General features: G+C 61.6%; 20 protein-coding genes. 9 read left to right on the top strand and 11 right to left on the bottom strand.

Annotated elements, in window-relative coordinates; genetic code table 11:
- Positions 1–73: 73 nt before the first annotated feature.
- Together HJB84_RS15555 and HJB84_RS15560 are read left to right on the top strand one after the other, a co-directional pair.
- Positions 74–733 carry a ChrR family anti-sigma-E factor gene (locus HJB84_RS15555; RefSeq protein ID WP_221116300.1) on the top strand — a complete coding sequence of 220 codons (660 nt, stop codon included), beginning with the start codon at positions 74–76 and terminating at the stop codon, positions 731–733.
- Between the two features lie 99 nt (positions 734–832).
- Positions 833–1666: an SDR family NAD(P)-dependent oxidoreductase gene (locus tag HJB84_RS15560; RefSeq protein ID WP_221116301.1), complete on the top strand. Its 834-nt coding sequence runs from the start codon at positions 833–835 to the stop codon at positions 1664–1666.
- Here HJB84_RS15560 and HJB84_RS15565 read toward each other — a convergent pair whose 3' ends face one another.
- The 5 genes from HJB84_RS15565 to HJB84_RS15585 form a co-directional block, all read right to left on the bottom strand.
- Positions 1667–2926 carry a cyclopropane-fatty-acyl-phospholipid synthase family protein gene (locus tag HJB84_RS15565; RefSeq protein WP_221116302.1) on the bottom strand — a complete coding sequence of 420 codons (1260 nt, stop codon included), beginning with the start codon at positions 2924–2926 and terminating at the stop codon, positions 1667–1669.
- 95 nt (positions 2927–3021) lie between these two features.
- Positions 3022–3873, bottom strand: coding sequence for a DUF1365 domain-containing protein (locus tag HJB84_RS15570; protein WP_207583927.1), 852 nt, complete (start codon positions 3871–3873; stop codon positions 3022–3024).
- A complete protein-coding gene (locus HJB84_RS15575; RefSeq protein WP_207583928.1) occupies positions 3870–5201 on the bottom strand; it encodes an NAD(P)/FAD-dependent oxidoreductase in 1332 nt (443 codons plus the stop codon). Before HJB84_RS15575 ends, HJB84_RS15570 begins: the two co-directional genes overlap by 4 nt.
- A complete protein-coding gene (locus HJB84_RS15580; protein WP_221116303.1) occupies positions 5198–6646 on the bottom strand; it encodes a deoxyribodipyrimidine photo-lyase in 1449 nt (482 codons plus the stop codon). The genes HJB84_RS15575 and HJB84_RS15580 overlap by 4 nt, the downstream gene beginning before the upstream one ends.
- Before the next feature lie 154 nt (positions 6647–6800).
- On the bottom strand, positions 6801–7127 hold the full coding sequence (locus HJB84_RS15585; RefSeq protein WP_221116304.1) for a hypothetical protein: 327 nt from the start codon (positions 7125–7127) through the stop codon (positions 6801–6803).
- 202 nt (positions 7128–7329) lie between these two features.
- On the opposite strand from HJB84_RS15585, the gene HJB84_RS15590 reads away from it, so the two are divergent.
- Both HJB84_RS15590 and HJB84_RS15595 read left to right on the top strand, forming a co-directional pair.
- Entirely contained in the window at positions 7330–7641 is a 312-nt protein-coding gene (locus HJB84_RS15590; protein WP_207584297.1) for a hypothetical protein, read from the top strand.
- A 122-nt stretch (positions 7642–7763) separates the two neighbouring features.
- Positions 7764–8441 carry an HAD family hydrolase gene (locus tag HJB84_RS15595; protein WP_221116305.1) on the top strand — a complete coding sequence of 226 codons (678 nt, stop codon included), beginning with the start codon at positions 7764–7766 and terminating at the stop codon, positions 8439–8441.
- Positions 8442–8468: 27 nt separating this feature from the next.
- On the opposite strand, the gene HJB84_RS15600 is transcribed toward HJB84_RS15595, so the two are convergent.
- The 6 genes from HJB84_RS15600 to HJB84_RS15625 all read right to left on the bottom strand — a co-directional run bounded on the left by HJB84_RS15600 (position 8469) and on the right by HJB84_RS15625 (position 17516).
- Positions 8469–11126 (bottom strand): nitrate reductase, encoded by a 2658-nt coding sequence (locus tag HJB84_RS15600; RefSeq protein WP_221116306.1) that lies wholly within the window; start codon positions 11124–11126, stop codon positions 8469–8471.
- Positions 11127–11462: a nitrite reductase small subunit NirD gene (nirD, locus tag HJB84_RS15605; protein ID WP_207583933.1), complete on the bottom strand. Its 336-nt coding sequence runs from the start codon at positions 11460–11462 to the stop codon at positions 11127–11129. It abuts the gene before it with no gap.
- 4 nt (positions 11463–11466) lie between these two features.
- Positions 11467–13917, bottom strand: coding sequence for a nitrite reductase large subunit NirB (gene nirB, locus HJB84_RS15610; protein ID WP_207583934.1), 2451 nt, complete (start codon positions 13915–13917; stop codon positions 11467–11469).
- Positions 13918–13934: 17 nt separating this feature from the next.
- The gene (locus HJB84_RS15615) at positions 13935–15176 is read right to left on the bottom strand and encodes a nitrate/nitrite transporter (RefSeq protein ID WP_207583935.1); all 1242 of its coding nucleotides are present in this window, start codon (positions 15174–15176) and stop codon (positions 13935–13937) included.
- A gap of 434 nt (positions 15177–15610) precedes the next feature.
- Positions 15611–16894: a CmpA/NrtA family ABC transporter substrate-binding protein gene (locus HJB84_RS15620; protein ID WP_221116307.1), complete on the bottom strand. Its 1284-nt coding sequence runs from the start codon at positions 16892–16894 to the stop codon at positions 15611–15613.
- Positions 16895–16928: 34 nt separating this feature from the next.
- The gene (locus HJB84_RS15625) at positions 16929–17516 is read right to left on the bottom strand and encodes an ANTAR domain-containing response regulator (protein WP_207583937.1); all 588 of its coding nucleotides are present in this window, start codon (positions 17514–17516) and stop codon (positions 16929–16931) included.
- Between HJB84_RS15625 and HJB84_RS15630 the strand changes: the two genes are divergently transcribed.
- The 5 genes from HJB84_RS15630 to HJB84_RS15650 all read left to right on the top strand — a co-directional run bounded on the left by HJB84_RS15630 (position 17508) and on the right by HJB84_RS15650 (position 22668).
- Positions 17508–17786, top strand: a complete 279-nt coding sequence (locus HJB84_RS15630; RefSeq protein WP_207583938.1) for a hypothetical protein — start codon at positions 17508–17510, stop codon at positions 17784–17786. The two genes, HJB84_RS15625 and HJB84_RS15630, sit on opposite strands and share 9 nt — an antisense overlap.
- Positions 17773–19599, top strand: a complete 1827-nt coding sequence (locus tag HJB84_RS15635) for a TRAP transporter large permease subunit (RefSeq protein WP_221116308.1) — start codon at positions 17773–17775, stop codon at positions 19597–19599. The genes HJB84_RS15630 and HJB84_RS15635 overlap by 14 nt, the downstream gene beginning before the upstream one ends.
- A gap of 16 nt (positions 19600–19615) precedes the next feature.
- A complete protein-coding gene (locus HJB84_RS15640; RefSeq protein WP_207583940.1) occupies positions 19616–20614 on the top strand; it encodes a TRAP transporter substrate-binding protein in 999 nt (332 codons plus the stop codon).
- Between the two features lie 288 nt (positions 20615–20902).
- Complete coding sequence (locus HJB84_RS15645) at positions 20903–21562, top strand: peroxiredoxin (protein WP_207583941.1); 660 nt, start codon at positions 20903–20905, stop codon at positions 21560–21562.
- Positions 21563–21711: 149 nt separating this feature from the next.
- Entirely contained in the window at positions 21712–22668 is a 957-nt protein-coding gene (locus tag HJB84_RS15650; protein WP_207583942.1) for a lytic transglycosylase domain-containing protein, read from the top strand.
- The last annotated feature ends 7 nt before the right edge of the window (positions 22669–22675 follow it).

Consider the following 22675-nt stretch of genomic DNA (forward strand, 5'->3'; position numbering starts at 1 on the left):
CGCGGAGTGATCCGAAGATTGACTTTCCCCGTACGGATGACGACAAAGCGAAAACGGAGCGCGGCAACAGGGCGTGACCGAAACCGGCATGATTCACGAGCAGATCGATACGATCGATGCATTGATGGCGCATTATGTCGCCGGCTCCTTGCCCGAGCCGGCGCGCGTGTTGGTGCGGTCCCATCTCGAAATGACGCCGGATAATCGCAGCTTGGTGAAAAGCCTCGAGCTGCTGGCCGGGGAGGCCCTGGAAAGCGCGCCTGTTGCTGCCATTGCCGATCGCGACCGGCGGCTTTCGGCGATCTTTTCCTCGGCGCCTCCCGTCTCTGTGCCACGTGCGGTAGCGCGGCCGGAAAACGTACTGTTTCCCCAAGCGTTGCGCGATCTCGTCGGCTGCGAGGTCGAGGATGTGCCCTGGCGCAAGCGCTTGCCGGGCTTCAAGGAATATTGCTTCGATATGGACGGCTGCGAGGTCAACCTGATGTGGATCCGCCCGGGCCGTGCCTTGCCGGCGCATACCCACAAAGGCATGGAACTCATCCTCATCCTCGACGGCGCCTTCAACGATGAACGCGGCCGTTTCGGCCCCGGCGACATCTCCATCGCCGACGAGACGGTCGACCACCGACCGGTCGCCGAAAAGGACAGGCCTTGCATCGCCTTTGCCGTTTCGGACGGGCCGGTCAGACTGACGGGATCCTTTCGTCAGATGATCGGCGACCTGATCGGCTGAAAGCAGCCACAATGGTGTGATAGAGCCATAAATCCGGGAGACGCAGCGAACTTCCGGACCTGTTTTCGTGTTGGTCAGGCAGAGCCGGAGGAACATGTGATGCATGATTTCATCGCCCGTCCCGAACATGGAATCGTCTGGATCACCGGGGCAAGTTCCGGGATCGGCCGGGCGCTTGCGCTGAAGCTCGCGGCCGAAGGATACAAGGTCGCCGTTACCGCCAGACGTCACGAAAAGCTGGTCGAGCTGCAGGCCGAAGCCAGCGGTCTTTCCGGCAGTATCGTGGTTCTCGACGGCGACGTCACCGATGCCGAGGACATGGAACATGTCATGGCCTCCATCGAATATGAGCATGGCACGCTCGCCATGGCGATCCTCAATGCCGGCGTCTACCTGCCGGTCCATGCCGAGGACCTGAACCGCGCCGATTTCGAAAAAAGCTTTGCCGTCAATCTTTCCGGCGTCGTCAACTGTCTGCTGCCGGCGATCGGCCATATGAAGGCGAAAGGCCAGGGGCAGATCGCCATCGTCTCCTCCGTCACTGGCTATGGCGGCCTGCCTACGGGTGCGGCCTATGGCGCCACCAAGGCGGCACTGATCAATATGGCCGAAAGCCTGAAATTCGATCTCGACAAGATCGGCATCCGCATCCAGCTCGTCAGCCCAGGCTTCGTCGATACGCCGGCGACGAGGAAGAACGCCTTTCCGATGCCGGCCTTGGTGTCGCCCGAAGACGCAGCCCGGCAGATTGCCGCCGGGCTGAAATTGCGGGCCTTCGAGATCACGTTCCCGAAGCGCTTCACCACCATGCTGAAACTGGCGCGCCTACTCCCCTATGGTGCTTATTTCACGCTGGTGAACCGAGTGACCGGCTGGCGGGAGCGGCCGCCATTGACTGGTCACCATTCGGTGACGCCGCATTTAGCGGAATGATCACCGGCGCGACAACACGACCTGGCGCACATCGATATTGCGGGCGCGGAAGCCGGCCTCGCAATAGAACAGGTAGAATTCCCAGAGCCGCTTGAAACGCTCGTCGAAGCCCATCGGGCGGATGCGCTCCCAGACCGACCAGAAGCGCTCGCGCCATTCGGCAAGCGTGCGCGCATAGTCGAGCCCGAAGCCGAAATCCTTGTCCAGCGACAGGTCGACCTTGCCGGCGAGTTCGGCCAGATGGTTGCGCGTCGGCAGCATGCCGCCGGGAAAGACATATTTCTGGATGAAGTCGGGATTGCTGCGATACTGGTCGAAGGATTCTGGCTGGATGGTGATGATCTGCAGGCCTGCCTTGCCGCCCGGCTTCAGGCATTGCCTGAGCTTGGAAAAATAGGATGGCCAGTATTTCTCGCCGACTGCTTCGAACATCTCGATCGAGACGATCCGGTCATAGAGCCCGGTCTCGTCGCGGTAGTCCTGGAAACGGAACTCGACGCGGTCGCCGAGGCCGGCTTTGCGGATGCGCTCCTCGGCGAAAGCGAGCTGCTCGCGGCTGATCGTCAGCCCGGTCACCTTGCAATTTAGCTCGCCTGCTGCGAATTCGGCAAAACCACCCCAGCCGCAGCCGATCTCCAGCACGTGATCCCCAGGCCCGATGCCGGTCGCCTCCGCGAGCGCGCGGTATTTGGCATTCTGCGCCGATTGCAGGTCGTTGGCCCCGGTCGAATAGAGTGCCGAGGAATAGGTCATGCTCGGATCGAGCCATTGCTTGTAGAAATCGTTGCCGAGATCGTAGTGGGCGGAAATGTTCCGCTTCGAGCCCGTCCTGGTATTGGTGTTCATCCAATGGCGGACGCGCTCGAAGAGGCGGCCAAGGCCGCCTTTGCCATGCGCATAGCTGTAGACGGCCTCGCCGTTGACGAGGAAGAGTTCAAGGAAGGCGGCGATGTCGGGGCTGTCCCAATCGCCGTCCATATAGGTTTCGGCAACCCCGATCGTGCCGCTCGTCAGCGCCCGATAGGCAAGATTCCAGTTGTGGAGGCTGAGCGCCGCCTTTGGACCGGCCTTCCTGCCCTCGACCAACAGTCTGCGGCCGTCGGGGAGGGTAACGGCGAGCGAACCGTGCTGCATGTGCAGAAGTCCGCGCACAGCCAGCTTTGCCTTGAAGGGCAGACCTTTCACCATGCGGGACATGTTTTCGGCCGTCAGCGTCACCGCATCACCAGCCAGCAGATTCCAGTCCTGCGCCTTACTCATCTCTCCTCCTCCAGCATTTTTTGCCGGTTAGGGGCGACGATACATCCGTGACGATGTGTTCGGGCGGCCTCCGGCCATTACATCGAAAGCTAATGTCATTCCGCCGCGTCTGCAAGCGGGCAGGGCTGGTGGATGCTGACTTCAGGCGGCGGGGCCGGACGCCTGATATAGCGCGCGCCTTTCAGCCAGAGTTTCAGCGCTTCCCAATGTATACCGGCCACGATTTTGACGGTGAGGAAAGGTATGTACGCCGTCAGCCTTAGCAGCGAGGCGCTGGTCAAGGGCTCTTGTCGCCCGGAATACGTCGCCGAAAGCAGCGGGCCTTCATTGTCGGTTTCGAGGATTCGCCAGCGGATTTCCGCGCCGGGCGGCAAGATGCGGAAATGATAGCGCCCCACCACACCGATGAAGGGCGAGACGTGGAAGAGCTTTTCGCAGCTCTGGCGAAGCCCGCTTTCCGACATCTCGCCGCGGCCGACGGGACAGACATAGCTGTGCCGCTCGCCGAAGGTGTTGCGCACCTCGTAGATCATCGCGACGAGTGCGCCACCGGCATCATAGGCGTGGTAGACGCAGAGCGGGTTGAAGACATAGCCGAGAATTCGGGGATAGCAGACGAGCAGGATCCTGTCGGCACGATCGAGCCCCGCTTGGGTCAGCAGCCGGTCGGCATAGATGCGTAGTCGCGTGTTGCCGGCATCGGCATGGTCCCTTTCGTAAAACGACACGAGATTGCCTCTGTTGACGGAAAACAGCATCGACGCCAGGTCCGCCTCATCGAGCCGATCAAGATCGACAAGCAGCGAGAAGACGCGGTAGCGGAAGCGATGGCCGAACGGTTTCATCCGTTGATGCATGATGTCGCCGACATAGAGTGCTGCCGCCGCATCCGGTGGCGGGCCGTTGGCCACCGTGTCCATGCCACGCTTTTCGCCGCGTCCTCTCATGCTGTTGCATCCGGTTGAGGTTCCCAGGTTCGGACCGTCCGCCAGGGGATGATGCCGCCCATCGCCTCCGCTGCCGCCAGGCCGGAAACGAGGCCATCCTCGTGAAATCCATATCCCGTCCAGGCGCCGGCGAAATGGCAATTGTTCTCTCCCTGAATGGCGGCAAGCGCCTGCTGCGCCTTCACCGCTTCGGTCGAAAATTGCGGATGCTCGTAGGCGAATTCCGCAAAAACCCTGCGGGGGTCCGGCTCACGATCCGGATTGAGCGTCACGAACAGCGGAAAATTGTCGTCGATGCCCTGCAGCCTGTTCATCCAGTAGGTGACGGCCACGCCTGCCTTTCCATCTACGCGGCTGGAACGCAGATAGTTCCACGAAGCCCAGACCTTGCGCCGCTGCGGCATAAGGGCTTCGTCGCGGTGCAGGACGACGCGGTTTGGCTGATAGGGGATGGCGGCAAGCAGTCTCCTTTCCCCGTCGGTAGCATCGACGAGCAGGCGGGCTGCCTGGTCGCTGTGGCAAGCCAAGATCACTTTGTCGAAGGCGTGTTCGCTGCCCGTATCGTCAATGATCGCGATGCCGCTCGCGGAGCGGCGCACGCTGCGCACGCCGCAGGAAAGCTTCATCCGTTCGCCGAGCGGCTGAAGCAGCCGGTCGAGATAGGTGCGGCTGCCGCCGGTCACCGTCCGCCACTGGTGCTGCCGGCGATAGATCAGCCGGTGGTTGTCGAAGAAATTGACGAAATGTTCGGCGGGAAACTGCAGCATGCGGGCGGACGGCGTCGACCAGATGGCCGCCGCCATCGGCAGGAGATAGTTGTTGGTGAAACCCGGCGAAAAGCCGCGCCAGTCGAGATAATCGCCGATCGAACGGGAGGCGAGATGGCCGGCCGCCCGGTCTTCGAGGCAGGTGCGGTTGAAGCGCAGGATCTCACGAATCATCCACAGGAACGACGGCCGCAGCAGATTGCGCTTCTGTGCGAAGATCGAAGACAGCCCGCCGCCGCACCATTCCAGTCTGCCGCGGTCGAGTGAGAGCGAAAAGCTCATGTCGCTTGCATGCGTGGCGATGCCGAGCTCGGCAAAGAGCGTCGTCAGATTTGGGTAATTCTGTTCGTTATAGACGATGAAGCCGGTATCGACCGCAATCCGAACCCCATCGTAATCGACGTCGACCGTCGCCGTGTGGCCGCCCGCCCGCGCTTGGCTCTCGTAGAGCGTAACGTCGTGTACCTGACACAGCGCCCAGGCCGCGGAGGCGCCCGAGATGCCGGAGCCGATGATGGCGATCTTCAGCCGGCGGGGAGCAGGACGCAAGTGCGCGTTCATGTGGCGTCCTTTGTGGCGTTGTAGGCGGCGAGCGCCCGGTTGCGCGCGCGCGCGTGGTCGACGATCGGTTTCGGATAGGTTTGGCCAAGCGTGATGCCTGCCTCGTCGAGCATGCTCTTTGGCGCTTCGAACGGCCGATGGATGTATTTTGCCCCGAGCTCTCGAAGCTCCGGCACATGAGCTCTGATATAGTCACCGTCCGGATCGAAGGTCTGGCCCTGCAGCACCGGATTGAAGATCCGGAAAAACGGTGAGGCATCGGCTCCTGAGCCAGCCACCCACTGCCAGCTTGCGGCGTTGTTGGCGGGATCGGCATCGACCAGCGTGTCGCGAAACCAGGCCTCGCCCCGGCGCCAGTCGACCATCAGATCCTTGATGAGGAATGAGGCGACGATCATGCGTACGCGATTGTGCATCCAGCCATGGTGCCAGAGCTGGCGCATGCCGGCATCGACGATCGGGTAGCCGGTCACCCCCCGGCGCCACGCGTTGAAATCGTCATCGTCGTTGCGCCATTCGAAGCCGTCGAATCGATTGTTCCAGTTTTCAGAGGCAAGCTGCGGGAAATGGAAAAGCAGGTGATAGGAAAATTCGCGCCAGGCGATCTCCTTGCGGAAATGCACGATATCGGCCGCCGGCACTTGGCTCGTAAGACCGCGTGTCGCATCCCAGATACGGGCAGGGGAGATCTCGCCAAGTGCCAGATGCGGTGACAGCATCGATGTCGCTTGCTTCGCAGGATAGTCGCGGTTCTCTTTGTAGCCATCGAGCGCTTCCTCGACGAAGTCACGTAGGTTCTGCTGCGCACCTTCTTCGCCCGGCGTCCAGAGATCGCCAAAACCCTTCGCCCAGTTCGGCTTCGTCGGCAGCAGTCTCCAGCTCTCCGGCCTTTCGGATTTTAGAAGCTGCGAGGCCAGCCTTAGTTTCGCAGGCGCGGCGAGCGGCCGCTCTGGTTCGCCGGCGGCCTCCAGCGCCCGCCAGAAAGGCGTGTAGACGCGATAGGGTGTGCCGGCGCCGGTCAGCAGCCGGGAAGGTTCGTGCAGCAGCTGGCCGCCGAAGCTTCTCGCCTCGATCGCCTGCTTTTCCAGTTCGTGCTTGATTTGGATATCGATGGCGATTCCGGATGGATCGTAGCGGCGGTTCCAGAAGACGGCTTCGGCACCACTCTCCCTGATCAAAGCGCAGAGCACCTCGAGGGCCTCGCCGCTGGCAAGCACCAGTCCTCCCTGCTGCTTGCGCAACGACCTGTCGAGCGCTTCCAGCGAATGGTGCAGCCACCAGCTTTGCGCAGCGCCCAGTGGACCGGTGCCTGCCGTGGGCTCGTTTATATAGAGGGGGATGACCGGCCGGCCGGAGAGATCGGCTGCATTGAGAGCCTGGTTGTCGTCAAGGCGCAAGTCCTTGCGAAACCAGAGAATGGCCGGTTTTGCCGCGTCCTGTGCCAATAAAGCCGTTCCTGCTTGTGTTCTTTTCGACCTGCTACGAATGTACGGAACGGCCGGATCAAAAGTTTCATCCGCGAGAACAAGCTTTGCATCGCCGTCGCGACATGAAAAAGGCCGGCGTGAACCGGCCTTTTCTGTCAGCGGAGGGTGCCTGTTAGTTGTCGTACTCGCGGCAGGCGTCGCTGATCGATGCGCCGCTCTGACCGCCGCGGGTGTCGACGCCGGACATCTGTTGCGGCATGCCGGGGCATTCCATTGATTGCGGACGGCCGATGCTTTGTGTCGTCATCGGGTCAACCGCCGTGCTGCGCACCGGATACATGCCGTTGTCACTGTTGGTGTAATCGGATGAATAGCTACCTGAACTCGGATCGGTCGAGCCGCCATTCGTCGGCCCGATCGGGTCGGGGTTCGACTGGCCAAAGGCAGACGATGCCATGCCGATCGCAAGCAGCGAAGCGGCAATAAGGGACTTGGTCATGAGGATATCCTCCTTTGATTTTCATCTTGGGTGGCCCTCGGGTAACCGCCCGCTGGAATCATTGTTCCGAAATTTGCCAAAAAACTTTTACGCGAACCTTGCATGGTTACGCATAAACCTTAACGGGCGAAGCCGCTGGATCGGCATCGCCGCCTGCCTTAATTGCTGGATAAACGCTGAAAACCGGCAGCATGAGGCCGCTATGTTCATTTCCTCTCGCGAGGCCGCAGATTTGGGCCTCCAGATTGCCCTTGCACTCGCCTTGACAGCAAGCGGCATGGCGATCGCGTCCTCTGCCGTGGGCCGCGAGAAGGACAGGATTTCTTCAATCGACGTCAGCCGCCCCTCGCTATGGACCGCCACTCCGATGCGCGTCGATCCAACCGCGCAAGCCGAGCTGCGCGCCGATACTCCGGTCGCGCGGGAGCTCGCCGCCAGCACCGATACCCTCTGCCACGACTCGATTGGTCTCCGACTCTCCTGCGGCTTACTGGCCACCCGCACGGCTTTCTAAGGCGGTTTTTGCCTTCTCAAGAGCGGCCGTCGTCTTTCCGCAAGCTTGCAAAATGCAATAATTTGCCGTTATCAATCGATAGCAACGACCGTCCGATATTCCTCCTTAAAAGGATCTACGTTTTGTCCCTGCCGATGCCCCGTGGCTTCGAGAAGCCTTATGCCGCCTTCCTGTTCGATATGGATGGCACCATTCTCAATTCGATCCAGGCGGCCGAGCGTGCATGGAGCGACTGGGCAAGGCGTCACGGGCTCGATGTCGCCACCTTTTTGCCGAAGATGCACGGATCGCGTGGCATTGACACGATCACCCGGCTGAACCTGCCCGGGGTGGACCCCGAACATGAATCCAGGCTGGTGACCGAAGCCGAAATCGCCGATGTCAGCGACGTCGTTGCCATTCCCGGTGCTGCGACATTCCTGAGTTCACTGCCTCCGGATCGCTGGGCGATCGTTACATCCTCGCCGTTGCGTCTTGCCCATCGGCGGCTGGAGGCGGCAGGCTTGCCGGTGCCGAAATTCATGGTGACGGCGGAGGATGTGAGGGTCGGTAAACCCCATCCGCAATGTTATATTCTGGGCGCCGAACGGCTCGGCGTCAGCACCCATGATTGCCTGGTGTTCGAGGATGTCGCAGCCGGCATCGTTGCCGGCGAGGCCGCCGGCGCCGATGTCATGGTCGTCACCGCTGCTCATCACCACAAGATAGAGACGCGGCATCCGACCCTCGCATCCTATGACGAGATTTCGGTGCGTATCTCAGCCGACCATAAGATGTTCATCGTCCCGAACGCGGCCTGATAGCAGCCGCGTCACGTTTCCTGCCGTTCACTCCGCGGCAGCGGCAAGACAGCGATCGATGATGCTGCCGATTTCGCTGCGGCAGGATCCGCAATTGGTACCAGCACTCGTTTCCTTGCCGACAGTCTCGACGCTGTGGCATCCGCCGTGCACGGCGGCAGCGATCTGGTTGACCCCGACGCTGAAGCAGGAGCAGACGGTGGCGCCCGGATCCGGCCTGCCGGCGCCGGGACGGCCTGCGACGAGTGCAAAGCGTTTCCTGAGGTCGCCATGCGAGGCGGAAAGCTGCGAGATCGCCCAGTTGCGGGCGACGGCGACCGGTTCGCGGGCGAGGAACAGCGCGGCGAGCAGGGTCTCGCCATCGAAGAAGGCCAGCCTGAGGTCGCCGGATTGCCGATCGGCATAACCCAGCGGCTCGATTTCATCGGGAATGGCGAAAACCGCGCGGCACCAGGCCGTCCAGTCGTCGACAGTGTTTCTGAAGGCAAGTTCCAGCCGCCAGCCGCCGTCGGCTTTCGCCAGCGCCCAATAGGCTGCCTCAGGTGTCGCCGGTTTTGTCGCCGAGACGGCGAAGCCATAATGGGTGGCGGGGAAGGGCCGAACGGCAACGGCAACGTTCTTCGACGCCGGCTGGCCGGAAAACGGATCGGTTATCGGCGCGACCACGGCGTCGATCCGCGCTTTCGCGGCGAACTGGTCGTTCCAGTGCATCGGCGCAAAGATGCCGCCGCGTGCCTGGCGATCGGTCACCAGCGCCCGGACGATCGCTTTGCCATGGGGGCTGTCGATCTCGACGAGGCCGGCGCTTGATATACCGGTCTCGATGGCGTCGCGCGGATGGATCTCGGCAAAGGGTTCGGCGATGTGGGCGGAAAGCCGCGCGCTCTTTCCTGTGCGCGTCATCGTGTGCCAGTGGTCGCGGACGCGCCCGGTGTTCAGCGTGAAGGGGAAATCGGCATTGGTGCGATCGGTTGCCGGCGGTTTCACCGCGATGAAGCGCGCCTTGCCGTCGGCATGGAAAAACCCGCCCTCGGCGAAGAAGCGGGTGATGCCGGGTGCGGTCCCTGGCGCCTGCGGCCATTGAAAGGGCGATAGTTCATCGTAGGCGCCGTCGCTTATGCCGGCACGAGCGCCGATGTCGAAATCGCGGCTGCCGTTATTTTCGAAGGCGGAGAGGGCGGCATGTTCGGCAAAGATTGCGGCCGGTGCATTAAAGTCGAAGGCGGCGGCAAATCCCATGCGGCGTCCGACCTCTGCAAGCTGCCACCAGTCGGCCTTGGCATCGCCTGATATGCCGAGAAACGGCCGTTGTCTGGAAATGCGCCGTTCGGAATTGGTAACGGTGCCGTCCTTTTCGCCCCAGCCGAGCGAGGGTAGAAGCACATCTGCGTGCCGGGTCGTATCCGTCTCTTTGAGGATGTCGGAGACGACCACGAAGGGACAGGCGGCGATCGCGCTTTCGACGCTGTCGGCATCCGGCATCGAGACGACGGGATTGGTGGCCATGATCCAGAGCGCCTTGATGCGCCCGTCGGCCACGGCGCGGAACATGTCGACCGCCTTCAGGCCCGGTTTTGCGGCGATGACCGGTGAATTCCAGAAGCGCTGCACGCGGTCCCGGTCTTGCGGATTTTCGATCGCCATATGGGCGGCAAGCATATTGGCGAGACCGCCGACCTCGCGCCCGCCCATGGCGTTCGGCTGGCCGGTCAGCGAGAACGGTCCCATGCCTGGGCGGCCGATGCGGCCGGTCGCCAGATGGCAGTTGATAATCGCATTGACCTTGTCGGTGCCGGAGGAGGATTGGTTGACGCCCTGGCTATAGCAGGTCACGACTTTCGGCGTGGTCTCGAACAGGCGGAAGAATTCCCGGATCTGCATGGCCGGCAGGCCGGTCCGCTCCAGGAGATCGTTGATATCAAGCGCCGCGGCAGCCGCAAAGGCGTCGGCGAAATCTTCCGTGTGGGAAGCGATATAATTTTGGTCGATTGCCGGGCTTGTCGCGAGATGGGCAAGCAGTCCCATGAACAGCGCGACGTCGCCGTCCGGGCGGATTGCCAGATGCAGGTCGGCGATATCGCATGTCATCGTCCGGCGCGGATCGATGACGACGATGCGCATGTTTGGCCGCGCCACCTTTGCGGCGGCAAGCCGCTGGTAGATGACGGGATGACACCAGGCGAGGTTGGAGCCGGTGAGCACCACCAGATCGGCGAGTTCGATATCCTCGTAGGTTCCGGGCACCGTGTCGGCGCCGAAGGCGCGGCGATGCCCCGCCACCGAGGAGGACATGCAGAGCCTTGAATTGGTATCGATATTGCCGGAGCCGATGAAACCCTTCATCAGCTTGTTGGCGACGTAATAGTCCTCGGTCAGCAACTGGCCCGAGACATAGAAGGCAACGGAGTCAGGCCCGTGTTCGGCGATCGTTTCGGAAAAACGCCGGGCGACCAGATCCAGCGCCTCGTCCCAACCGCTGCGCTCGCCTGCGATTTCGGGGTAGAGAAGCCGGCCATCGAGATCGATGGTTTCGGCAAGTGCCGACCCCTTCGAGCACAGCCGGCCGAAATTCGACGGGTGCTCGGGATCGCCCTTGACGCTGACTGAGCCTGCCTCGTCGACGGTGGCGAGAACGCCGCAGCCGACGCCGCAATAGGGACAGGTGGTCTTGACCTCGGCTACCATCTATTCCGCCGCCATCATCAGGCTTTCCAGGGCAATGAACAGCCTGCCGTCTTCGTTCAGCACCTGTATCGTCCGGACCTCGCCCTGGTCGGCACCGAGAGCCTTGCCGGTTTCCAGCGAGATCACCCAGTTGTGCAGCGGGCAGGTGACGGCTTTGCCGTGAACGATGCCCTGAGACAGCGGCCCGCCCTTGTGTGGGCAATGATCCTCGATGGCGAAGACCTCGTTTTCGGCGGTGCGGAAGACGGCGATTTTGCCCTGCGGTGTCTTTACGCAACGCGCCCCACGTAGCGGGATGTCGGAGATGTCGCCTATTGCGATCCAGTTCATGTCCATCTCCTTACTCTGCAGCCTGCGGATAGCCGATCGTCGCCATCGGCTTGAACTCATGCTTGTCCTTGCCGGAAACACGCTCCGACCACGGGTCGACCTGGGCAAATTTTTGGCTGAAGACGAAGCGCTCGTAATAGGCTTTGCGCTTTTCGGCATCGCCCATGATCTGCCGGCGGATTTCTTCGAGGCCAACACGCTTGGCCCACTTGTAAATGCGCTCGAGATAACGGGCCTGCTCGCGGTACATTTGCGTCAGTGCCACGATATGCTCCAGCGCCTCGTCCTCGGTCCGCACGAGCCCAAGGACCTCCGTACCCTTGATGTCGAGACCGGCGGCACCGGCGAAATGGATCTCGAAACCGGAATCGACGCAGATCACGCCGATATCCTTGCAGGTTGCCTCGGCGCAGTTGCGCGGGCAGCCGGACACGGCCAATTTCAGCTTGGCCGGCGTCCAGGAGCCCCACATGAATTTCTCGATGCGGATGCCGAGACCGGTGGAATCCTGGGTGCCGAAGCGACACCAGTCGGAGCCGACGCAGGTCTTCACTGTGCGCAGACCCTTGGCATAGGCCTGGCCGGAAACGAAACCGGCCTTGCCGAGGTCGGCCCAGACGGCGGGCAGGTCTTCCTTCTCGATACCGAGCAGGTCGATCCGCTGGCCGCCCGTCACCTTCACCATGGGGATCTCGAATTTGTCGACGACATCGGCGATGGCGCGCAGCTCGTTCGAATTGGTGACGCCACCCCACATCCGCGGAACGACGGAGTAGGTGCCGTCCTTCTGGATGTTGGCATGGACGCGCTCATTGATGAAACGCGACTGGTAGTCGTCGGCATATTGGTCCGGCCAGTCGCTGACCAGGTAATAGTTGAGTGCCGGCCGACATTTGGCGCAGCCGCAGGAGGTCTTCCATTCCAATTCCTGCATGACGGCGGGGATGCTCTTCAGCCCTTTCGCCTTGATCAGGCGGCGGACGTCGTCATGGCCGAGTTCGGTGCAGGTGCACATCGGCTGCACGGCAGCCGGGTTGTAGCTGTCGCCGAGCGTCAGCGCCATGAGTTGTTCGACGAGGCCAGTACAGGAGCCGCACGAGGCGGATGCCTTCGTGTGGGCCCGCACGTCGTCGAGCGACGTCAGCCCTTTGCCTGAAATCGTCGAGGTGATCTTTCCCTTACATACGCCGTTGCATCCACAGATCTCCGCGTCATCCGGCAAGGCTGCAACGGCCGCCATAGGGTCCAGCGGCGACCCTCCCTGATAGGCCTGTCCGAAGATCAGCGTCTCGCGCATCTCCGAAATATCAGTCGCTTTTTTCTTCAGGTCGTTGAACCAGGCGCCGTCAGCGGTCTCGCCGTAAAGCACGGTGCCGATGATCTTGTTGTCCTTCAGCACCAGGCGCTTGTAGACGCCGGCGCTGGCATCGCGCAGCACAATTTCCTGGCGGTCGTCGCCGTCGGCGAAGTCGCCAAGGGAATAGAGTTCGATGCCGGTGACCTTGAGCTTGGTCGGTGTATCCGCATGCACGAAAGCCGGCGAGCGATCGCCCGAGAGATGTGCTGCGGCAATCCGAGCCATTTCATAGAGCGGCGCAACAAGGCCGTAGACCATGCCGCCCACCTCGGCACATTCGCCAAGCGCAAGAATATTGCCATCCGAGGTCTGCATGCCGGCATCGACGACGATGCCGCGATTGACCGCAAGGCCGGCGTCCTTCGCCAGGCCCACACTCGGACGAATGCCGACGGCCATTACCACCAGCGTTGCCGGGATGATGCGGCCGTCGTCAAGCTCGATACCCTCGACCCTGCCGTTGCCGACGATCGCCTTGGTATTGGCCTTGCAGATGACCTTGATGCCACGTTCTTCGACCGCCTTCTGCAGCAGATAGCCGGCGGCGGGGTCGAGCTGGCGCTCCATCAGCGTCGGCATGACGTGCAGCACGGTGACGTCCATGCCTCGCTGGGCAAGACCGGCCGCCGCTTCGAGGCCAAGCAGACCGCCGCCGATGACAACAGCCTTTTCGCGCGACTGAGCGGCAAGCAGCATCGCCTGCACGTCGTCCAGATCGCGATAGGTGATGACGCCCGGCAGATCCTTGCCGGGGACCGGGATGATGAAGGGCACCGAACCGGTTGCGATCACCAGCTTGTCATAGCTTTCGGTGACGCCGTGGTCGGAGGTGACGGTCTTGGCGACGCGATCGATGTTGACGATCTTGTGGCCCTTGTAGAGCATGATGCCGTGCTTGATGTACCAGCCGTCACCGTGAATGATGATCTGCTCGTAGTCCTTCTCCCCGGAGAGAACCGGCGACAGCATGATGCGGTCGTAATTGACGCGCGGCTCGGCATTGAAGATCGTAACTTCATAGCGTCCGGGCGCCTGTTCGAAGAGGTGCTCCAACATGCGCCCGGGCGCCATGCCATTGCCGATGATGACAAGTTTTTCGGTCATATTTCCAAGTCCTTAGATCAGGTTGCAGCCACGGGCGCGGAGTGCCCTTGGCGCGACAGTTGCTTTACGGACAGGTGCATCCAGATGAGAGAAGCGACGACGATTGCAAAGAGCAGCAGGAAACAGCTGGACCATAGGCCGGTCATGTCCTTGAGCAGGCCGAAGGCGATCGGCAAGATGAAGCCGCCAAGGCCGCCCATCATCCCGACGATGCCACCGACGGCGCCGACGCTTTCGGGATAGTAGGCGGGAATGTGCTTGTAGACGGCGGCCTTGCCGAGGCTCATGAAGAAGCCGAGCACGAAGATGACGACGATGAAAATGGCAGGCGTAATCGTAGCGGCCGGCAGGGACAGAATGAGGGTGGCCACGGCCGATACGGCCAGCATCGTATACATGACGCTGCGTGCGCCCTTTTTGTCCGACAACACGCCGCCGAAGGCGCGGAAGATGCTGCCCGGGATCGAGTAGCAGGCCGCAACCATCCCGGCCGTTTCCAGGTTGAAGCCGTAGACGCCGACCAGATAGCGCGGCAGCCACAGCGACAGGGCAACGAAGCCTCCGAAGGCGAAGAAATAGTAGAGCGAGAAACGCCAGACCTGAACGTTCTGCAGCGGCGCGAATTCCTGAGCCAGGCTCTTGGAGGCGACGCCGCGCTCGCGGCGAAGACGGAAGGCCGGGTCATCGGTGGTGGTGAACCAGAAGACGATTGCCATCAGCGCCAGACAGACGGCCCAGATCTCCGCAACCGCCTGCCAGCCCCATGCCAGCAGGACGAAGGGGGCGGCGAATTTGGTCACGGCCGCGCCGACATTGCCGGCGCCGAAGATGCCGAGCGCCGTTCCCTGCTTTTCCGCCGGGAAGAAGGGCGAGACATAGGCGACACCGACCGCGAAGGAGCCGCCGGCAAGCCCGACTCCGAGACCGGCAATCAGCATCTGCGAATAGGTCTGGGCGTAGGAGAGCAGGAATGTCGCCAATGCGGCGGCCAGCATGGTGATCGTGTAAACGAGACGGCCGCCGTAACGCCCTGTCCAGATGCCGAGGACGATGCGCACCAGCGAGCCGGTGAGGACCGGGGTGCCGACCAGCAATCCGAACTCCGCCTCGTTCAGGCCGAGATCCTGCTTGATGCGGATGCCGATGATCGCAAAGATCGTCCAGACGGCGAAGCAGAGGGTGAAGGCGGCTGTGGAGATCCACAATGCTTTGGCTGGTTCGCCGGCGGACATAGGCTCTGCTTTCTCGATGACGGACATGGCTTCTCCGTGGCCCGACGAGGTCGTGCCGATCCATTGTTGGGGGTTAAAACAAAAAAGCCGCTGGCCAGGCCGCGCATACACGAGGTGCGCGAAGTATCCTGATCAGCGGCTTTGCTGGTGGCGCCCGTCGTTGGACGCCGAATTCATGTCAGTAGGACCTACGTCTTCAATCTGAAGAGCAATGTCTCTGTTTTGCGCGAGCGCCTAATGCGCGCTCATTGTGCTGATCGTCGTTGATCTGCGCGCTAATAACCTTGCAAGCTGTGTGCCAGATTGGTGTTTTCATATCAAGGCACTGAATAAAAACAGTATTTTTAAAAGTCTGTCGTCTGCTCGTTTTTGGGGCTACTAAAAATCGTGCAAATTTTTTGTGCGTTGCGGTGGGGCGGACGGAGATCATTGCTGGCGTTTTGTGCAGGCCGGCCTGTCGATCAGGTCTCATCGCTGTGGGAAGCGAAGGGCAGGGTGCTCCGAACGGCGAAGCCCGCAACATAGTCCGGCAATCGCGTCGGATCGAAGACGTGGTCGTCCATGAAGCGGTCGCCTTCGTCATTGCCTTCGATGCGGATATCGGCGTCATCGGGTGCGTTGTCGTCGCCGAGGGCTCTGCGATAAAGATCGGGGCGATAGGCGGATGCGGCGGCCCTTGCGCTGTTGAGGCTGGCCTCGGCCTGTCCCCAGCGGATCATTTGGCTGTAGATCCATAGAGCATGGCTTGGCCGGGGATAGTTGGCGAAGCCGGAATGGAACATGAAATAGTCGGCAATGACGCGGCGGTTGCCCTTTGCATCGAGGCTGAATTCGCCGGCGAGAACACGGCGAATGATCTCGACGGGGGCGGCGATATAGCGGGAATCGGCAAGTGCTGCCGCCAGCGTGTCGTGATTGTCCGGCCGGTCGCACCAGCGGGCTGCGGCGTCGAGCGCCACGATCAGCCGGGAAACGGTTTCCGGATGGCTTTCCGCCCAGTCCGGCCGCATGCCGATCACCTTTTCCGGAGCCGATGGCCAGATATCCTGTTTGGCGGCAACGATGCGGCCGAGGCCGCGCTCCGAGGCGACCATATTCCACGGCGCGCCGACGCAGAAACCGTCGATCGCGCCGGCTGCAAGCGCGTCCGAAGTCAGTGGCGGCGGCACGACGACGAGCTTGACGTCCCTGTCGGGATCGATGCCGCCAGCCGCCAGCCAGTAGCGGAATTCGTAATTATGGGAGGAAAAGGGATAAGTGACCCCGAAGGTCGGTAGCGGCTCGCCGCGCATCTTCATCGCCGCCAGTGTCTTCGCCAAAGCTTGCGCATTGTCGAGCGCATTTGCCGTTTCCGGCAATCCCGCGTCATTTCGCATCCTGTCGAAAAGTCGCGTCGACAGCGTGATCGCGTTGCCGCCGCGTCCCAGAGAAAACGGCGTGATTGTCGGCGAGGGATTGGAGCCGAGACCCAGCATGGAGGCGACTGGCATCGGCGACAGCATGTGGGCGATATCGAACTGGCGGAATGCCAGGCGGTCGCGGACAGTCGCCCAGGAGACGTCCTTGACGAGATCGAGCGTCAGGCCTTCCTTTTGCGCAAAGCCGAATTCTGCCGCCGCAATCAGCACCGATGCGTCGACGAGCGGAATGAAGCCGGCCCGCAGCACTTTCGGCCCTTCGTTGTTCACGCGCACGGGCGAGGGCAGCCCGCCGCTAAAATTCGTCGCCTTCGTCATCATATCCACTCCGGTTCCTCCGGAAATTCACGAACGTCGGCCATTACATCAACAGCCCTGCGGCGGTGACGACGCTCTGGGCGATTTCCGACATCTTCTTCTTTTCGTTCATCGCTGTCTGGCGCAACAGGGCGAACGCCTCTTCTTCGGACAGTCCGCGCATTTTCATCAATATGCCCTTGGCGCGCTCGATGAGCTTGCGTTCCTCCAGCGCTGAGCGGGCATCGGCAAGCTCGCGCCGCAGCCGGCTGAAGGCATTGAAGCGGCTGACGGCCATGTCGAGGATCGGCTTGACACGTTCCTTCTTCAATCCGTCGACGATATAGGCCGAGACGCCGGCATCGACCGCAGCTTCGATCGAGGCCGTGTCGGAGCGATCGACGAACATGGCGATTGGCCGGCTGACCGTGCGCGTCAGCTGGAACAGATGCTCCATCATGTCGCGGTTGGGATTTTCGATATCGATGATGATTACGTCGGGCGTCAGTGTTTCGATGATTCGCGCGATGCCGTTGACCTCATGCACCACGGTGACGCGCGCATGCCCTGCCTCGCGCAGCCCTTCTTCGATGATGGAGGCGCGTATGGCATTTTCGTCGATCACCAGAATTGTCAGATCGAGATGCGTCATTATTCATTGATGACGCACTGCAGCAATTTTGGCAAGGTGTCGCCTGAAAAACGTGCATCAACGCAAATGCCTAAAAAACAATCAAATGCTGCACTTTTGGGCTTCTCCATTCAACAGACCGATGTCGATAGCCCGATTTTTCTGGCCCGTTGCCGCTTGAGGAAGCGCTCCGTTTCGGCGAAAAGGCGTGACGCTCTCGACCGCGATCTTTTTGAGGATCAGGAGTGCCAGATCCTCTGGGCAGAAGGTAGGTTTATTGGCCACCAGTGAAGTTCGTCCGATCGAACGGGTCGGGGACGATGGGCTTGCGGCGCGGGCGCTGCGGGCTGTTGAAGCGATCCTCGGCATTGCCGCGGCATCCGTTCTCGCCGTGTTGCTGTTCATGGTGCTCGTCACGGTCTGCCTGCGTTATTTCCTCGGCACCGGCTTCATCGGTACCGAGGACCTCGGAGTCTGGCTGCATGTGGCACTGATCGCACTCGGCGCGCCGCTCAGCCTCAACAGCGCGCTTGCCATGCGCCTCGACGTTTTCGTCAGGATGCTGCCGGAAAGCCTGCAGAAGGTCACGCGGATCGGCGCCGATATCTTCACCGTGCTTTCCGCCTTGATCCTGAGTTTCGGCGGCAACCAGATCATGACGATGCTCGGCGGTATCTCGCCGACGCTCGGTCTGCCGGAATGGATCCGCTTCGGCTTCCTCGGCGCCGGCGGCGCGCTGATCCTCGTCGTATTGCTTCTGCAGCGTATCGCCGACGGCAAGGTCCTGCCGGTAACGCTTTCGCTTGCGCTGGGCGTCGCGCTCTATGCCGGCATCCCGCATATCTCAATTGATCTCGACTGGCCGCCAAGCATTTTCCTCGGGTTGATCGCGGCGATCGGTCTCGTGCTCGCCGCGCCGCTGCCGCACGCCTTTCTCGCCGCGGCCTATGTCGCCATCGCCTTCGGCAGCAGCCTGCCGGAAGCGGCGATCGTTTCCTCGACCGTCACCGGCATATCGAAATTCCTGCTGCTCGCCATTCCCTTCTTCCTGCTAGTCGGCGGCCTGCTGACGGCTTCGGGCGTCGCCAATCAGCTCGTCCGTTTTGCTGCCGCCATGGTTGGTCATCGCCGGGCCGGACTGGCGCAGACGACGCTTTTGACCAGCGTTCTCTTTTCCGGCGCTTCCGGCTCCTCGGTCGCAAATGCCGCTTTCGGCGCGTCGACCTTCCAGCCCGAACTGGTCAAGCACGGCTATCGACCGGCGCAGGCGGCGGCGATCATCGCCTCGACATCGGTTCTCGACAACATCATCCCGCCGTCGATCGCATTTCTCATCCTTGCCTCGGCGACCAATCTTTCCGTCGGCGCACTGCTCGTCGGCGGCTTTTTTGCCGGCTGCCTGATGGCCATATGCCTGGCGGTTGCCATTCACCTGACGGTCACCGAACAGGTGCCGTTGCCGCGCGCGACCGCGAGACAGCGCTGGCAATCGGCGGTCCAGGCGATCCCCGCCTTCGGCCTCGGCGTCATAGTCGTCGTCGGCATCCGTATCGGCATCGTCACGACCACGGAGGCAGCAGCACTCGCCGCCTTTTACACGCTGCTGCTCGGCATCGGTGCGCGCCTCGGTTTCCTCTCGCTCTATGTTGCCTTTCGTCAGGCGGCGGTCGAGGCAGCGGCGATCGGTCTCCTGATCGGCACGGCCGGCCCCTTCGCCTTCCTGTTGGCGGTCGATGACGTGTCCTCGCTGATCTCGCATCTGACGACGGCGCTCGGCGGCAGCGCGCTTGCCGTCATTCTTTTGTCGAACGTCATTTTGCTGGTCGTCGGTCTCGTTCTCGACATCGGTGCCGCGATCCTGCTCTTCGGCCCGATCCTGCTGCCGGCAGCGGTTGCCGCCGGCATCGATCCCATCCAGTTCGGCGTGATCATCGTGGTCAACCTGATGATCCACGGACTGACGCCGCCGCTCGGCATGCTGATCTTCGTCGTCAGCGGCGTCACCCGCATTCCCGCGTCAGAGCTCTTCCGGGCCGTCGTTCCTTATCTGCTCGCCCTTCTGGTCTCGCTCGCAATCCTTTGCGCCTGGGCCATCATCGTCTAACGAACAGGACAACCCCATGGACAATCTCAACCGACGCCATTTCCTGAAGACCGCAGCGCTCGCCGGAACGGCGCTCGCGGCGCCCGCTTTCGTCCGCACGGCCGCCGCCCGCACGACGACGATCACGATTGCCTCGCTGCTTAACGACGACAAGCCGGAAACGAAGATCTGGGTGAAGATCGGCGAACTGGTCGAAGCCAAGCTTCCCGGCCAGTTCAAGTTCAATATCGTCAGGAACGGCGCGCTCGGCGGCGAGAAGGAAGTGGCCGAGGGCGTGCGCCTCGGCTCGATCCAGGCCAGCCTCTCGACGGTCTCGTCGCTCTCCGGCTGGGCGCCGGAATTGCAGATCCTCGATCTGCCCTTCCTCTTCCGCGATGCCGACCATGTGCGCAGGACCGTCAGCGGCGATGTCGGTGCCGATCTCAAGCAGAGGCTGCAGGCGCAGAATTTCGTCGTCGGCGATTTCATCAATTATGGCGCCCGCCATCTCCTGACCAAGGAACCGGTGACGCGGCCCGAGCAACTCAAGGGCAAGCGCATCCGCGTCATCCAGAGCCCGCTGCACACCAAGCTCTGGAGCGCGTTCGGCACGACACCGATCGGCATTCCGATCACCGAGACCTACAATGCGCTCGCAACCGGCGTCGCCGACGCGATGGACCTGACCAAATCGGCCTATTCCGGCTTCAAGCTTTATGAGGTCGTGCCTGATATGACCGAGACTGGCCACATCTGGGCATCCGGCGTCATCTATTATTCCTCGACCTTCTGGGCTGGCCTCAATGACGAGCAGAAGGCGGTGTTCCAGCAGGCTTCCAGCGAAGGCGCCACCTATTTCAACCAGCTGATCGTCGACGACGAGGTGAAGTCCGTCGAGACGGCGCTTGGCCATGGCGGCAAGCTCTTGAAGCCGGAAGCCTTCGATGAATGGCAGAAGGGCGCGCAGGGCGTCTGGGCCGATTTCGCGCCTATTGTCGGCGGCATCGACAGGATCAAAACCGTGCAGGCGGCTTGAATGAGGGCAGGGCGGACCCCTGATGTTTCAGATAAGGCCGATTGAAATATCGGCCCTGTCATCGCTCGGATGCATCGGAAAAATAATGCCGCCGTAGGCCTGAAATCGAAAGAGCATGCCTTCGGTGATCGTGGTATATGACGTACTTAAAATCCTGGAATGGGAAGTTTTTATCTTCGGCCGGTGCGATCCTGTTGACCGCAATCTCGTGACCGCTTCCGGCGGACGGATCCCATGGCCTCGATTTGAGATGATCAAGATTTAACACAAGGCTTTGGAGGGCCGACCATGAGCTTACGCATCAACGATATTGCTCCCGATTTTACCGCCGACACCACACAGGGACCGGTCAGCTTCCATGATTGGATCGGCAGTGGCTGGGCCGTCCTGTTCTCGCATCCGAAGAATTTCACGCCTGTCTGCACGACCGAGCTCGGCGCCATGGCCGGCCTGGCCGGGGACTTTTCCAAGCGTGGTGTCAAGATCATCGGCATCTCCGTCGATCCTGTGGAAAGCCATGCCAAGTGGAAGAACGACATCAGGACCGCCACCGGCTTCGACGTCGATTATCCGCTGATCGGCGATAAGGACCTCAAGGTCGCCAAGCTCTACGACATGCTGCCGGCCGGCGCCGGCGAGAGCTCGGAAGGCCGCACGCCCGCCGACAACGCAACGGTGCGTTCGGTCTTCATCATCGGTCCCGATAAGAAGATCAAGCTGATCCTCACCTATCCGATGACGACGGGGCGGAATTTCAACGAGATCCTGCGCGCCATCGATTCCATCCAGCTGACGGCCAAGCACCAGGTGGCGACACCGGCGAACTGGAACCAGGGCGAGGACGTCATCATCACCGCAGCGGTTTCCAACGAAGACGCAATCACGCGTTTTGGCTCCTTCGATACGGTTCTGCCGTATCTCCGGAAGACCAAGCAACCGACGGCCTGACCGCTGTATTCAAAGCTTTCCTGAAGCCGCCGCGGCCATCTGGCGCGGCGGCTTTTTCGTGCGGGCATTGCGGAAATGGCAAGCTTCGCGCCTTGATCGATGCTATCTAGGATCACCGTCGCGATGGAAGTCGAACCTGCTGAGATCCGATGATAGGGCGAAAGCGTCAGTCCGGCATTGGGAGGAGAACGGCGAAGGCCATGCTTTCGCTCTGCCTTCTGTTTTCCGCCGCAGCCAGTGGAAAAGCCCAGCCGGAAGAAAGCGCTGCCGAGCCGGCCTGTCTCTACTCTGGGCCTTCGGCGTCGGGATCGGGCGAGACACTCTGCATCCGTAAGGACAATTTCAATCGCGACCTTTGCGTCGCGATCGAGCATTTCGCCAGCGCCAATCAATTGCCGCCGGATTATTTCGCCCGTCTCATCTGGCGCGAAAGCACCTTTCGCCCCGATGCCGTGAGCTTTAAGGGAGCGCAGGGGATTGCGCAGTTCATGCCCGGAACGGCGAAACTGCGCGGCCTTGAGGACAGCTACCAGGTGCTGGAAGCCCTGCGGAAATCGGCGCAGTATCTCGATGAATTGCGCAATCGTTTCGGCAATCTCGGCCTTGCCGCCGCTGCCTACAATGCCGGCGAAAACGGCCTTTCTTCTTACCTCGCGTCAGGAAGATTACCTTACGAGACGCGCGGCTACGTCATGGCGATCACCGCTCATACGGTGGAGGAGTGGAAGGACAATCCGCCGGAAGATGCGGCCGCCCCGCTCGACAAGGACAGGCCCTTTCTCGAGGGTTGCGTGGCGCTTGCCGAACGCCGGATATTGAAGGACACGCCTTGGCGTCCGGAGGGCGATTGGGCGCCCTGGGGCGTCCAGCTTGCCGCGAACGCGGATGTCGCGGTGGCCCGGCGTATGTTTCTCGATTCGGTGCAGGATCTGCCTGCGCCGCTCAATGCGGAGCAACCGCTGATCCTGCGACAGCGTGATCGCAGCTTCGGCTTTCGCCCGCGTTATGCTGCCCGCATCGGCCGGCAGACGCGCCCGGAAGCCAACAACCTCTGCAACCAGATCCGCAGTCACGGCGGCACCTGCCTTGTTTTCAAGAATCGATAGCGGGGCC

The sequence above is a fragment of the Rhizobium sp. NZLR1b genome, from assembly GCF_019685155.1.
In the GTDB taxonomy this organism is placed as follows: domain Bacteria; phylum Pseudomonadota; class Alphaproteobacteria; order Rhizobiales; family Rhizobiaceae; genus Rhizobium.